The sequence below is a fragment of the Vibrio sp. Vb1554 genome (assembly GCF_033344235.1).
Genome location: NZ_JAWPOJ010000011.1, coordinates 53,761 through 67,919, shown reverse-complemented (window position 1 = coordinate 67,919; position 14,159 = coordinate 53,761). Strand labels below are relative to the sequence as shown.

The 14,159-nt window shown below is 42.3% G+C and carries 14 protein-coding genes; 4 read left to right on the top strand and 10 right to left on the bottom strand.

All coding sequences use genetic code 11. The features are described 5' to 3' along the window. Positions 1-4: 4 nt before the first annotated feature. The 5 genes from sctC to R8N28_RS11465 all read right to left on the bottom strand — a co-directional run bounded on the left by sctC (position 5) and on the right by R8N28_RS11465 (position 5,329). Positions 5-1,879, bottom strand: coding sequence for a type III secretion system outer membrane ring subunit SctC (gene sctC / locus R8N28_RS11485; RefSeq protein ID WP_065274579.1), 1,875 nt, complete (start codon positions 1,877-1,879; stop codon positions 5-7). Next, positions 1,876-2,304 carry a YscB family type III secretion system chaperone gene (locus R8N28_RS11480; protein WP_005377195.1) on the bottom strand — a complete coding sequence of 143 codons (429 nt, stop codon included), beginning with the start codon at positions 2,302-2,304 and terminating at the stop codon, positions 1,876-1,878. Before R8N28_RS11480 ends, sctC begins: the two co-directional genes overlap by 4 nt. A gap of 12 nt (positions 2,305-2,316) precedes the next feature. Further along, positions 2,317-3,297, bottom strand: coding sequence for a T3SS regulon anti-activator ExsD domain-containing protein (locus R8N28_RS11475; protein ID WP_005377193.1), 981 nt, complete (start codon positions 3,295-3,297; stop codon positions 2,317-2,319). Between the two features lie 148 nt (positions 3,298-3,445). Next, positions 3,446-4,306, bottom strand: coding sequence for an AraC family transcriptional regulator (locus tag R8N28_RS11470; protein ID WP_005377191.1), 861 nt, complete (start codon positions 4,304-4,306; stop codon positions 3,446-3,448). A 609-nt stretch (positions 4,307-4,915) separates the two neighbouring features. After that, complete coding sequence (locus tag R8N28_RS11465) at positions 4,916-5,329, bottom strand: YscW family type III secretion system pilotin (RefSeq protein WP_054579559.1); 414 nt, start codon at positions 5,327-5,329, stop codon at positions 4,916-4,918. A 388-nt stretch (positions 5,330-5,717) separates the two neighbouring features. Between R8N28_RS11465 and exsC the strand changes: the two genes are divergently transcribed. Together exsC and exsE2 are read left to right on the top strand one after the other, a co-directional pair. After that, positions 5,718-6,164 carry a type III secretion system regulatory chaperone ExsC gene (exsC, locus tag R8N28_RS11460; RefSeq protein ID WP_005377174.1) on the top strand — a complete coding sequence of 149 codons (447 nt, stop codon included), beginning with the start codon at positions 5,718-5,720 and terminating at the stop codon, positions 6,162-6,164. An 8-nt stretch (positions 6,165-6,172) separates the two neighbouring features. Beyond that, positions 6,173-6,478, top strand: a complete 306-nt coding sequence (gene exsE2, locus R8N28_RS11455; RefSeq protein ID WP_005377171.1) for a T3SS regulon translocated regulator ExsE2 — start codon at positions 6,173-6,175, stop codon at positions 6,476-6,478. 126 nt (positions 6,479-6,604) lie between these two features. Here the strand turns inward: exsE2 and R8N28_RS11450 are convergent, their stop codons facing one another. Further along, positions 6,605-8,125 carry an aldehyde dehydrogenase family protein gene (locus tag R8N28_RS11450; protein WP_065274580.1) on the bottom strand — a complete coding sequence of 507 codons (1,521 nt, stop codon included), beginning with the start codon at positions 8,123-8,125 and terminating at the stop codon, positions 6,605-6,607. A gap of 239 nt (positions 8,126-8,364) precedes the next feature. Here R8N28_RS11450 and R8N28_RS11445 point away from each other — a divergent pair, with 239 nt between their 5' ends. After that, the gene (locus R8N28_RS11445; protein ID WP_065274581.1) at positions 8,365-10,131 is read left to right on the top strand and encodes a sigma-54-dependent Fis family transcriptional regulator; all 1,767 of its coding nucleotides are present in this window, start codon (positions 8,365-8,367) and stop codon (positions 10,129-10,131) included. Positions 10,132-10,192: 61 nt separating this feature from the next. Here R8N28_RS11445 and R8N28_RS11440 read toward each other — a convergent pair whose 3' ends face one another. Then, a complete protein-coding gene (locus R8N28_RS11440; RefSeq protein WP_005377165.1) occupies positions 10,193-10,330 on the bottom strand; it encodes a hypothetical protein in 138 nt (45 codons plus the stop codon). Positions 10,331-10,908: 578 nt separating this feature from the next. On the opposite strand from R8N28_RS11440, the gene R8N28_RS11435 reads away from it, so the two are divergent. Continuing rightward, a complete protein-coding gene (locus tag R8N28_RS11435) occupies positions 10,909-11,112 on the top strand; it encodes a hypothetical protein (RefSeq protein ID WP_005377162.1) in 204 nt (67 codons plus the stop codon). Between the two features lie 10 nt (positions 11,113-11,122). Here R8N28_RS11435 and R8N28_RS11430 read toward each other — a convergent pair whose 3' ends face one another. The 3 genes from R8N28_RS11430 to gnd all read right to left on the bottom strand — a co-directional run bounded on the left by R8N28_RS11430 (position 11,123) and on the right by gnd (position 14,147). After that, complete coding sequence (locus R8N28_RS11430; protein ID WP_053350328.1) at positions 11,123-11,650, bottom strand: hypothetical protein; 528 nt, start codon at positions 11,648-11,650, stop codon at positions 11,123-11,125. Beyond that, positions 11,647-12,501 (bottom strand): hypothetical protein, encoded by an 855-nt coding sequence (locus R8N28_RS11425; protein WP_053350327.1) that lies wholly within the window; start codon positions 12,499-12,501, stop codon positions 11,647-11,649. Before R8N28_RS11425 ends, R8N28_RS11430 begins: the two co-directional genes overlap by 4 nt. A 197-nt stretch (positions 12,502-12,698) precedes the next feature. Then, a complete protein-coding gene (gene gnd / locus R8N28_RS11420; RefSeq protein WP_005377160.1) occupies positions 12,699-14,147 on the bottom strand; it encodes a decarboxylating NADP(+)-dependent phosphogluconate dehydrogenase in 1,449 nt (482 codons plus the stop codon). Positions 14,148-14,159: the final 12 nt, after the last annotated feature.

Below are 14,159 nucleotides of genomic sequence, written 5' to 3'. Positions count from 1 at the left end.
GCGGTTAAGACTCCTCTGAAGGGCGCACACACTCACTTTGTGAGTCATCACATTCCAATACTTTCACCCGCCAACCCTTTTGCCCTGTTGGTAATCGGCACTGCGTTAATTGAGACGACTTTTGCTGTGACAATAAGTCTTGTTGATAGCGCTCGGCTTGAACCCTCGATGTGCAGCTATATACTTCCACTACCGATTTAAATTCAGCGCTATTGTTGGAGATGTTGTTAAGCTTGCCGATACTTGGTCGCAAGTCATATTCGTTGCCAATCAACACACTATCGCCAATACCATCCACAACAATTCGAGGTTCTAAAATAAACATTCGTACTGTGCGGCGCTTAGTATTGGTATTACTTCTAAACAGCGCGCCTAAATATGGGATGTCTCCTAGCAATGGCACTTTACGTAACTGATGGCTCACTTCATCTCGGTACACACCACCGATAAGTAAGCTTTGCCCTTGTTTAACCGTCGCTAAGGTGCTGATTTCAGTTTTACGAACGGAAGGAAGGTCATCGACGCCACCATCAGCGATCTTTGCACCGTCTTCGAGATGAAGGCTCAGGTTAATTTCAGGTCGTGCAGCAAATCTATCACCAACGATACGTGGGACAATTCTCAGTAACGTGCCATACGTGACCTCTTCCAGCGCTGCGGTTTCTTTACCAACCAGCTTGACGTAAAACGTGCTGCTGTTGTTCAGTACCGCTTCGACATTTTCCTGAGTTAACAATGTTGGTCTTGAAACCACTTGAGCACTGCCTTTGGATTCCAATAAACGAATTTGAGCCAGCAAGTAATTTAGGTTGGTTGAATCAAGCAAGGACTTAAAGTTCTGTCCACTGCCGAGCGTCACATCCCCCGAATTCACATCACCTGTTGTTTTGATATCGACAATGCGGTTGTTTCCGACAGACACTCCCGCTCGCCAATCCACGCCTAACTGACTTAAATCGTTGGCACTGATATCGACAATCGATAGCGCGACTTCAATTCTTGATTGCGGCTGGTCTAATTGCGCGACCAGTTTACGATAGAGCGGTAATCGTGCTTGAGTATCACGAACGATAATCGCATTAAGGCCCGGCTCTGCTTCAACTGTTGCGCCACCATGAACTGAGGCGGTTTTATTACTTTTTACAGGCTTATCTGAACTGGTAACTTCTTTGCTAGACGCACTTGTCACTTGAGTTTGAACACCAGACACGACCCGTTTTAACACCGATGCGATGCCAGGGACCGTAATTGTCTGATCGCGATATGCAATTTCTCTATCCGTTGCAGAAGCGTACTTCAAAGGAATTATCTCAACGAATAATTCGTCGGTTGAATTCGATTTCTGCAGCAAGCGCGTTTCCAATGCCTCCGCCGTTTGTACCACTAAGTCGACATAACGTGGAGGACCCGCAAGATAGACTAACCCTTTGCTCTCAGCAGCTCTCCAACCATAACGAGAATCCCAAACGCCGGTGGAAATTAACGTACTGCGTAGCTCTCTAGCCGTAAGTAATTCCAATTGAAGTAAACGTGAGCGAGTTTCTGTCGCCTTATAGACATGTAAGACGGCACCATCGAAATACCACATCAAGTTGTACACTTGCGATAAGTAATCGAGGAATTCCGCCGGATCTTCAGGGGTAAAACGCCCATTCACTCGATCGTTGACTTTGTCACTAACAGAAACCGAGACACGATAATTTGCACCGAAGTTATTCAACAACTCTTTTAATGAGTCGTTATCTGCATAGTAGCGGAACGGTTGTTCGGGCCAGTGTAAGTCTGTTGCTTGCGCATATCCCAAAGGAACAACACTCACTGCGCATAACAATGCCTTTGTTGCAGCACGTCTAATGTTGGGAAAGATTTTTAGCATCATGGTAACCACACTGTATGGTTGATTGTGTGGTTCACACGTTCTTGTTCCAATAATGCAATGTAACGCTCACAGAGATTGACGTGCTTAGAAAGCAAAGCAGAGAACCGTTCCACCGAACAGTCCTCAACCCGTACTTTACTTTGCAAAATCAATTGCTGATCATCATTGGTTGTCAGTACGCCGCCATCCTCACGAATGGTTTTTAATGAGAGCTGCATGCAACGTTGTAACGCTTGTTCTTGTTGATAATCTAGATGCTCTTTAAACTGGAAGGGTAACGTCGCTTCCCATAAAATCCATGACGCATGTTGCTTGATGGTCAGTGATAACTGGTCAACCTCGATGTTGTAAGAACCATTTTCTGAGGCAATAAAATCCCCTACCTTTAGCGCTTCCGCTAAAGATTTCATCATCTTATCTAACATTTAACGCCCTATTTAGATCTGGCTGAGGTGATTGCAAGCCTGGCCGCACTGACCACTTTGAGTATCAAAATAGTAGTGATCGATATCACCAACAGTTTGCATGTTCTTGAACCATTGCCATACTTTCGCAACCGCATTTTGGTCGTTGTAAACCACATCGCATGCATCCCAAACTTCGTTCAGCTCAGGGGCTTCAAGTCGCACTTCCGAACACCAATTTTTCCACTCAGAAATAAATTGTTCGGTTGTAGAGGTGTACTCCGCGAACCCTTTCAACTCGTCTAAAGACGGTTGCCACTTCTCAATTAACAAACGATGACATTCAATCACTTGCAACTGTTGTTCGCTTAACGTCCCAAGTTGCTTTTTAAGTTGATGCTGCTGGCTCTTAATAAGATCGAGTTGCTGTTGAACAAAGACGGCACTGGTGTCTTCCCCTGATAGCTTCGACCAATATTCCTTCTGAATATCGAGTTGATTGATAAGTTGTTCAACTTTAATCGAAGCATGAAGAGCACTTTGATCGACTTGTCGGTTAATCCACTCGTTGAGTGATAAATGGAAACAAAGCATCAACGTTTTTGGGACAGCCAAATTAAAGCGAAAGCCCAGACGAGAGTTGATGTAGTCCAGCCTTTGTTCGAACGTTGTGATTGTGCTGCTATCACTGAGCTGCGATCCAATTTCCAAAAATAAACGCATGGCAAACCGGTCTATCGAAGCACCAAGTTTTTGATACGTTTTAACTAACTGGCTAGCGCATAGGCTATCGACGACATTTCTATCCAACAAGCGTTGAAGTAAAGATAACTGCTCATAATTTATGACGCCTTCACTCAACAATTGTCGGTGATTGACGTGCACAACATTGAGATCCTGCGTAGGTTTCGAGGCGCTTTCATAACGAGCTCCTCTTTGTAAAACAGTCACTTTCCGCTGTGTCACTATGCTGTCTGGAAAAAGCGAACGGCGTCGCCAATGCTGCTTTTTCATTTATGTTCGTCTCCGCACCCCTTTCGAACAATCCAGAAAGAAAGAGATGTAATAATTTTTAATCGTTCGTTGTTACACGATACATAATAGAATTTACACTGGTGAGTGACTTTCAAAATTAGTCAGAAAATTTTAGTCCCAAGTCATTTCATTTCGCGATAGCCACTTGATCGTCTCCCGAACGTACGCGGCTTGGGGTCGTTCCAAAACGACGACGGTAACTCTGCGTAAAGTAAGACTGGCTGGAAAACCCTGCCTCCATCGCCACATCTACGATGCTCATCTTGCTCGTCAACAGCAGTTTATGAGCATGCAGTAGTCGACGCTCACTGATCCAGGCTCTTGGAGAAATGCCATAGTGCTCATTAAAAAGCTCTTTAAAAGTGGTTAAGCTGGCACCAAACTCCTGCGCGTAGTCTGTCAACTTCCATTCTTTTAAGTAATGCTGTTCCATAAATCGACGTAACCGTTCCGACGTACGGTTTGTTTGTTGTGACAGCAACGCATACAGTGATTCTCCTCCTTTGCTGTGTAGCAAGAGAATGAGTAGTTCTTCGTATTTTAGGCACATAATGGCATCAGGGTACGCTTGTTGCTCAAGCGTCTGCATGCTAGAAAGCACTTGTTCAACGAGTATGTTCAAACCAAAAGTAAACAAACCAGAACAAACTTTGTCTACCTTAGGCAGCATCATCAAGAGATCACTGTGTTTTTGCAGCAACTGACTAACGAGTTCATTGTCGTAAGCAATAATCGACGCTTTGTATGCCCCATCTAGCGGAGAGTACTCTAACAAGTAATCCCCTTGAGATAGAAATACCCCATTTTCTGCAGCAACATCGATTGTGCAATCACCTGTTTGCACTCGAAGCTGACCATTGTGAACGACAACAATGTGAGACTGGTCTGAGTGAAATACTTCGTCAGATTTTTCATAGCAGGAAAAACTACGAATTTTTCGTGAACTCGAGTCGACCCTTTCTGAGTTTAGTTGGCCTGACACATCCATTTTCTACCCTTCATTATTTTGAGTTTCTCAGTGCAAATGTTGAGAAACTTTCAAAGCACTACTTTGATTGTTGTTATTTCTAAGTACTGCTGTATGAATTAAAGAAGCAAAGAAAAGAGCATAGAAGTTCTATCACTTACCATACCCCCCGAATAATTAGCGAATAACCCAAGCATTACCTTTACCTAAAGGTAAAAGTTTGACTTAGTAAATTTCTGCTGTCCGTCTTTATTATTTTTATCAGATAGCGTTTATCATTAGCCAAAACTTAAATATCATTTCGTTATTTAAGTTTGGTTGTTTTGTTATACATTAGAATACAATTAAATAGATTTCGGCATCGTTTCGAGAACAAAATTAAATTTCCAAAATCATAAAAATGTATGTTTTATAGCCTAAAACGCCAAGCCAACGTGTTCAAGGAGCGAGATATAATCATAAAAAATACTGTTTTTGCAACAAGTATGAGTCTAAAAAACAACTGACCCGATGACTTCAAAGTCATGTAATTAATGTTTATAAAAGACAAAAAATCTTTCACAAAAGGAAAGATATGATCTTTATTTTTATAAATTAGAAAATTCTAATAAAAATGTAGTACTTAAAATTTTATCTGTTTATTTTTGGAACAAGAATCAAGTTTTCTTGTTTATTTCCCTCTAAAAATAAATAGTTCTTTTCTTTTTCCGCAACGAGCTCACCGTTTGAATAAAGCTTTCCAATAATCTTCATTTTTCCTTCACCAGCTTGAATTGGTGCAATTAAAAACGAATACTGCACAGGCAACTGAACACCTTGGTAGCTCTGAGATGCCGATTTAAGACATTGATTATCAATAACTTTACATATTTCCACCTCAAGAGAAGTAATCGAAGGTGGAAAGTAGCCGTCGACAGAAACCCAACCATAGACTGATGCCTGACTCTGTGTATCAAAGCCATCCACCCCATTGACGGACACAGTCTGACTGCACCCACTCAGTATGAATAACCCAATAAAACCAGCCCATATAGAATTGTTCATTATGACCCCATAAACGTATTTTATATAATCTAGCTCATTTGAAATTCATACAATTCTTTATGTAAAAATATAAAAGATCAACTTATATTTATACTACAAGCGGACAATAAATCGCATTTTTCAACAACACGTAGTTAACATGGACTGTAATTTCAAAAACAGTTTCTGCTCTCTTTCATTCCTTCCTTAATTGAAGTTCATTAGAGAAAAATGATATTCATATATATCATTGCCATCGAGATATGCATCTGAACACACTTACTTTTATCTTTCTATTTCTCTCAACACATCTAAAAGCCAAAATATAATAACAACCGACTAATATTGATAAACATGAAGAGATACATCTAATATTTTCCTTGATAAAATTTCAAAAGGGACTATTCCTATGTCAGCACGCCAAACTATCGATGAGATTTTGCTAAAGTTTGCTCATCAAATAGGCTTGCCTGCACTGCATCTAACGGAAAATGAAGTAAGCTTAGCCTTTGATGATAATCTAAGGGTGCATATCATCTTTCATCCTGAATCGACAACTTTGCAGCTCGAAGCTGAGATTGTTGGCCTTCAAATTGTAAATTCCGATCTCTATCGCTCTTTCTTGGCCTTTAATTATCACTGGCCTGAGCACCAGTTATTTTTTAGTTTAGATAACCACCGACATGTCCTATGTTTAAACCGACTCATTAACATTAGGCGACTGGATTACGAATATTTTGAAACAGCTTTAGCAGAATTGCTGACGCACAGCGAGTCGTGGGAAGCGTTATTGTCTTCTCATGTAACCATTGATGAGGCACCACCGATGCCACAAACTTTAGACTTGAGAGTTTAGGTGTCTTTATGTCCAATGACATCCAATCCACATACACCAATTCATCGGTTCATGACGTTCAACAAGCGCAGCAAAGTGATGCAGTGCCGCAAGGAACGTTTCATGGCCGTAAAGTCACCCTACTCTCCTCATCAGAAAGCAGTATGACGCGAACAAGCTCTAAAAGAGAGCTTGGTGAATGTTTAAATCAATTTGCCAGTCTCGAATCTTGCAATCGCGTTTTGGACTTTGATCCGCAACTCAATATTGACAAGCAAAACGCCGCCGTAGAAAAGCTTATGGAACGAAAAGTGGCGATAATTCAACGTTCCTGATATCACAATATAAGCAGGTTAAACATCTAAGTTAACCTTCAGCCGACAAGCTCACGCTAATAAAAAACCCCGAAGATTCGGGGTTTTGATTCATACTGCTTTTTCTTTATTAATTACTTAGTTTCACTAGAAGAAGCCTAACGGGTCGATGCTGTAGCTAATCAGCAAGTTCTTAGTATTCTGGTAGTGATCCAGCATCATCTTGTGCGTTTCGCGCCCGATACCCGATTTTTTGTAACCACCGAACGCTGCGTGTGCAGGGTAAGCGTGGTAACAGTTAATCCAGATCCGGCCAGCTTCAATATTACGGCCCATACGATATGCAACGTTCGCATCACGTGTCCAAACACCTGCACCTAAGCCATATTCGGTGTCGTTTGCGATTTCCAACGCTTCAGCCTCATCTTTGAATTTGGTGATAGCAATCACTGGGCCAAAGATTTCTTCTTGGAAGATTCGCATCTTGTTGTGGCCTTCCAACATGGTTGGCTGAATGTAGTACCCCTGGTTGATAGACTCTGGCTGTTCTGACACTCCACCACCAAAGACCACTTTTGCGCCTTCTTCACGGCCGATTTCCAGGTAACTTACAATCTTATCAAACTGTTCTTGAGAAGCCTGAGCACCGACTTGAGTATCGGTATCGAGCGGATTACCTTGTTTAATCAGCTGTGCACGTTCCGTCAGTTTCTCTACAAACTTGTCATAAATCGCTTCATGAACCAGTACGCGAGATGGACAAGTACAAACTTCACCTTGGTTGAAGAAACCAAGTAACGTACCTTCGATACACTTATCAAGATACTCATCTTCGTAATCGAAGATATCTGAGAAGTAGATGTTTGGAGATTTACCACCTAACTCAACTGTCGATGGGATCAAGTTGTCTGCTGCACATTTCAGAATGTGGTTGCCAACTTGCGTAGACCCGGTAAAAGCGAGTTTCGCAATGCGGTTGCTGGTTGCTAATGCTTGACCCGCTTCAGAACCATATCCGTTTACAACGTTGATGACACCAGGAGGAAGAAGGTCACCGATTTTTTCCATCAGAACCAGAATGGATGTTGGGGTTTGCTCTGCTGGCTTCAATACCACACAGCAACCCGCCGCTAGTGCCGGTGCTAGTTTCCAAGCCGCCATCAACATTGGGAAGTTCCACGGAATAATTTGACCCACCACACCAATCGGTTCTGGGAAGTGGTAGCTTGCGGTGTGCTCATCCAGTTCTGCCGCACTGCCTTCTTGTGCGCGAATACAGCCAGCGAAGTAACGGAAGTGATCCACTACTAAAGGTAAATCTGCCGCCAAGGTTTCGCGAACTGGTTTGCCGTTTTCCCAAGTTTCTGCAACTGCAAGCTCTTCTAGATGCTGCTCAATACGGTCAGCAATTTTCAGCAAGATGTTCGAACGTTCTGTCACGCTGGTTTTGGCCCATTTTGCTCTGATGTTGTGCGCGGCATCCAGTGCTAAATTAATATCTTCCTCGCCGGATCGAGCAACTTTACAATACGCTTGTCCGTTGATTGGTGAGATATTGTCAAAGTACTCACCACCCGTTGGTTTTACCCATTCCCCACCGATAAAGTTATCGTAATGCGATTTAAAGTTAACAATGGCATTTTCACTACCTGGCTGTGCATAAATCATAACTCTTCCTTTTGTTTCTCGTTCAATGTGTTATTGCAGTGTCGTATCGCACTGTTCACAAAGAGCATTACGCAAGTCACACGCCAACTACGCCACACTTGTTGTTAATTAAATGTAAAACTATGATTACCAAGCGATAACAAACCAAGTGAGCGATGTTTGAGCGGATGTATGGTGTGAACACCAATGTTCAAGTGTTCCAAAATGGCACACCCTCACTGTGACAAAATGGTACAGTCATGGAACTTCAACATATTAGCGATAACAATTGGCTTTCAACTTCATGGGTCAGAAGTGAACAAGCGGGTTTAAAACAGCGTCGACGCCCTGAAGATATTCGAGTAACGCCAGCGACGCTCCAAGATAGGCGTCACCAACTCAATTTTTTGCTAGAGGCAGTCACTCAATTTGCGCTCCCTTTGTTTAATCAGCTATTTGCTCATAGCGACAGTCGCTTAATTTTGACGGATTCAGATGGTGTCATCATCGGCAGTTGGGGACAGCCTAGATTTCGTGAAAAGTTAACGGAAATCTCGCTAAGCTCTGGAGCATGCTGGCAAGAAAAGGTCAAAGGCACCAACGCGATTGGTACAGCTTTGGTTGAAGCAAAGCCCGTTTCTGTTATTGGTGATCAGCACTTTATCCAACACCATCGTTTTATTAGCTGTTCGGCTAATCCTGTTTTCGATCATCTTGGTAACCTCATTGGCGTATTAGATATTACAAGCGAGCAAAAGAGACATGACTTCTCAACGCAAGTACTAGTACAAAACATGGTCCAGCAAGTGGAGAATCAACTACTTAACTTGATTCCACAAGGGCATATTCGTGTGGATTTAGCGTGCGAAAAAGGTTTACTGAATAGTGGTTGGCAAGGAATTATCATTGCAAATGAAGACGGACAAGTTTTGGCTCACAATCAAGTAGCCTCTCAACTTTTTGCGCAAAAAAGTATCATTGGGCAATCCTTAGACGACATTCTATCCACTCGGGGAAATGAGCACCCTTTCGTTTTCAAAACAAAACCGCTTACCGATAAAGATAGCAAGGTCAAGTCTCGTGCTGTAGCGGCGTCCAATGATCTTCATTATGGCGACTCCGCTGTTGAGCACTGTTGGCAGCAAGCCAATCGCGTCATCGATAAAGACATCAGTTTGTTGATTCTCGGAGAGACTGGTGTTGGCAAAAACGAGTTTGTAAAAGCACTCCATAAAAACAGCCAGAGAAAAACGGGACCGTTGGTTTCCGTTAACTGCGGAGCGTTACCAAAAGACTTGGTTGAATCTGAATTGTTTGGCTATGTCGCCGGTGCCTTTACTGGCGCAAACAGCAAAGGCTATCAGGGAAAAATTCGCCAAGCACACAAAGGGATTTTGTTTCTAGATGAAATCGCAGATTTACCCTTGGAAGCTCAAAGCCGATTGCTCCATGTATTGCAAGATAAAACCGTGCTTCCCGTGGGTTCCAACCAAAGTATTCAAGTCGATACGCAAATCATTGCAGCCACGCATAAAGATCTGGAACATTTGGTCAGCGAAGGATTGTTCCGCCAAGATTTGTATTATCGCCTTAATGGCTTGATCATTGAGCTACCTCGCTTTGAGGAGCGTGAAGATAAACGACAACTGATTGAGAACATTCATCGGCGTCACGCCGAATCTGAACAACAGCTTTGCCCTCACCTACTTTCTCTGATGCTGTCTTACTCATGGCCAGGAAATTTGCGTGAACTCGATAGTTTAATCAAAGTATCCGCCTTAATGGCGCAAGTTGAAGAAATATTGGAACTCACACACGTCCCAGCCCACCTAAGTAAGAAACTCAGCCAAGCTCAAGAAGGAGCAGCATCCGCTGAACCAACTTCAGAACTGCGTGCAACCGTCGAAGATAAGTTGCTCAAAACATATCAAGCCAACCAGGGGAACATTAGCAAAACGTCTCGTATGCTTGGTGTGAGCCGAAATACCATTTACAGAAAGTTGAAAAGCCTTGGCATATTAAGTTAATTCTACGACCTCAGATACAAAAAGAGCACCGTTGCGGTGCTCTTTCTCTTTGAAACCTAGCTTACAGGCCGCCTTGTTGTTGTGCCTGTTTTACTAATGCCTGACGTTGAGTTTCCTTCTCAGAGATCACTTGATTGTCCTTGTGCATTTCCTGTTCCAATTCTGCTGGAATGAAAACAAAGTACTTGTTAAGAGTCATCTTAGAACCTCAATTTGCTGTGTTAATTACCTTCTTGGTCGACGTAAACAAAACCAGAAAAACATGTTTTACTGGATCCTTGTTGCTAGTTTCAAAAAATAAAGGATGTTCATATAATAAACATCCTCCATGTGGGCGCTAATTATAGGCGTAGTTTAAAGGCTTACCTAGCACTCTTTTTCACCTTTTGTGCAATCTGAGTTTCGATCGAAAAACGGGTTTAATTGCCCGTCGTTACTAAGGTATTGTTAAACAGAGAAAAAAGCTTTTACTGTAACTGACGACAGGGATGAGCTTACGAGTGTAGGTTCACTTGCAATTGTGTATCGTAGAGTTCGAATACGATAATAATAGCGCTACATGCCCTTAATCTGTGTAGTTAAAAACTTTGAAGTGATAGACAACCGAAGTCATATCTGTGCAACTCAGTTTAACGATTTGTCTACCAGTTCAATATTTCACCTTTTTTGAGAAATCTTTAGCCACTTTTTTGTGTGAAACGTCCCAAAAGAGCAGACAATTAAAAGTGTGGCATATGACCACAATTGTCTATCCCCACTTAGCTTCGGGAGGCGTTTATGAAAAGTAACAAACTTGGCCATGTGATGTCTTTCAGCAGAATGTTTTCCTTCATTGCATTCTTGACGGCCACATTCGCATGGATTCTCAGCATGTACGCCCTATTCACTGTTTCTTTAGTGGCTCTTGTGGTCAGTGCAATTCTCTACCTAAAAGACAGGTTTTATCAAAACAAGAAAACGACCACTGAAAAGAGCGCCTAGGCGCTCTTTTCTATTGAATGTCATTTCTGTGTGACTTGATATAGTTATCAATCCGTTCGAGTTCGTGAAAATAGCCATACATACCAATACGATTAATTTCTGGTTCTATACAGTATTTTTCTTCTTTTACCATAGCTTCTACAAACATTCCGCTTGATGCAATTGTGAAAGGTGGACATGTCAAGTAACCGTTGGTTTCGGCAATATTTTGCAGTCGTCCGAACTCCCAAAGTCTTCCAGGAATAGCAACTAGCAAAGCAAGTACAGTTGCAAAACCCATCCATTTGATCGATACACTTGAAGATTTAAAAATAACACGAGAAGCTATAAATACACTTAAAGTCGGAGCTAGAATCAGGCCACTAACACTAATCACATGAGACGTACTTAAATATATGACTAAAAAGTTACTATTTATTTGATGTTGGAGAGACTCTAATGTTAAATACTCATACAACCGATAACTTGAGTACGCACTCAAGGTAATACATATTACCAAAACGAAAGCTGAATGCGCCGGGTGCTTCTGTTCTATCATAAGAAAATAGCCTTGGTGGTAGCACGCTTAAGTTGACTTATAGATTTGCGTCTCACAATGTCTTCATTGATTTCGTCAATTGCTTGTATAGCCCTCTTCTCAAAGTGCTCATCGATAGCCGCAATAACTTTTTCTTTCAATTCGAGCTTTCCTTCCAAAGAATTTAGCACCTCTCCAACTAATAAAGCAGCAACAATACCAACTCCAATAGGTAATAATACGACTCCTGTAGCACCTATAAAATAAGCTCCTGCTAAGTATCCAATTGTCGCTGAAATTGAAGCTTTTATAACGTCAGAACTCACATTGACAACCCAATTACTGAACAAATAATCTTTTTTAAATGCAAGCTCTAGAGTTCGATAGGGGACTGAATAAATAATTGTGAGAAACACTCCACCTTTAGCACTCACTTTCAGACCAGCTTGTCCTATTCCTAAAGCCAAAATGTTGGCATTGTTCAAAAGGTAACGTGTGCCTTTTACTATACTTCTGAGTCTGTGGTTGCCTTTAAAGGTGATGTAACTTTTAGAACCATTCCTAGTTATCTCATATTTCCCGATTATCGTCCCTCCTTTATGAAGGTCTTCTGCGAGTATATAGAATGCGGCAATATCATGTAATAAACTTCCCCTCGAGCTAACAAACTCAGCAACTTTCATAGATGCTGCAAGATCCTTAACTTGTTCTTCACTTAATCCTTTGAATCTTTTTTCAAATATCCAAAGATCAACGAGGCCTCTGCTATCTAATACATATATATCTACTTCATTTTCTTCAATTTTCTTTAAGCAACCATTTCTTTTAACTTTATTTCTTTTACTCAAACACTGAAACTTATCGGTGGTCATCTCCACTATTCCTTAGACTTTTTAACTCGGCATATTCTAATCGGAAGAAAAAAACCTGCTCTCCCATTTCTGAGAAGTGCGTGACGAATCAACGTTTAATGTAACTTTTAAATCTACCAATATCTTACAGACACAAAAAAGGATGCCACTTGGGCATCCCTTTATATCTTTATATTTAGTCGGTTTACTTAAAACGATTACACGTCGTAAGTTGTAGACGCTGTGTCGCCGCCTGTACCAGTCCAGTTAGTGTGGAAGAATTCACCACGTGGACGGTCAATACGCTCATAAGTGTGAGCACCGAAGTAGTCACGTTGAGCTTGAAGCAGGTTCGCTGGTAGACGAGCTGTTGTGTAACCGTCTAGGAAAGATAGCGCAGAAATCGTACATGGCATTGGGATACCAGACTCTAGAGACTTCGCTGCTACTTTACGCCATGCTGCTAGGCTGCCTTGTAGGATGTTTTTGAAGTACTCATCAGAACCTAGGAATGCGATGTCTGGGTTCGCTTCGTACGCATCACGGATGTTGCCTAGGAACGCAGAGCGGATGATACAACCACCACGCCACATTAGGGCTACGTTACCGTAGTTTAGGTCCCAACCGTTCTCGTTCGATGCTTCGCGCATTAGCATGAAGCCTTGAGCGTAAGAGATGATCTTAGAAGCTAGTAGCGCTTGACGTAGTGCATCAACCCACTCTTGCTTGTCGCCTTCAACAGGAGTGATTGTCTTACCGAATAGAGATTCAGCTTCAACACGTTGGTCTTTCAGTGCAGATAGACAACGAGAGAATACAGACTCAGAGATAAGTGTTAGTGGAATACCTAGGTCTAGTGCGTTAATACCAGTCCATTTACCAGTACCTTTTTGGCCTGCTGTGTCTAGGATCTTCTCAACGAGAGGCTCACCGTCTTCATCTTTGTAGCCAAGGATGTCAGCCGTGATTTCAACAAGGTAGCTGTCTAGTTCAGTCTTGTTCCAATCAGCGAATACTGCTTGCATCTCGTCTGCAGACATACCAAGACCGTCTTTCATGAACTGGTAAGCTTCTGTGATAAGCTGCATGTCACCGTATTCGATACCGTTGTGTACCATCTTAACGAAGTGACCAGCACCGTCGTTACCAACCCAGTCACAACATGGCTCACCAGCGTCAGTTTTCGCAGCGATACCTTGGAAGATAGGCTTAACCGCTTCCCATGCTTCAGCAGCACCGCCAGGCATGATAGATGGACCGAAGCGCGCACCTTCTTCACCACCAGATACACCAGTACCGATGAAGTGGATACCTTTTTCACGTAGTGCAGCAACACGACGGTTTGTATCTGGGTAGTTAGTGTTACCACCGTCAATAATGATGTCGCCTTTGTCTAGCAGAGGTACTAGCGCTTCGATGAACTTGTCTACAACGTCACCAGCGCGAACCATCAACATTACTTTACGCGGCGTTTCTAGCTTCTCTACTAGTTCTTCTAGAGAGTATGCACCGATGATGTTCGTGCCTTTTGCTGGACCTTCCAGGAACTCGTCTACTTTAGCAGCAGTACGGTTGTGAGCAACCACTTTAAAGCCGTGATCGTTCATGTTTAGGATAAGGTTTTGACCCATTACTGCTAGGCCAATTACACCGATATCACCTTTCATTGTTTCTCTCCA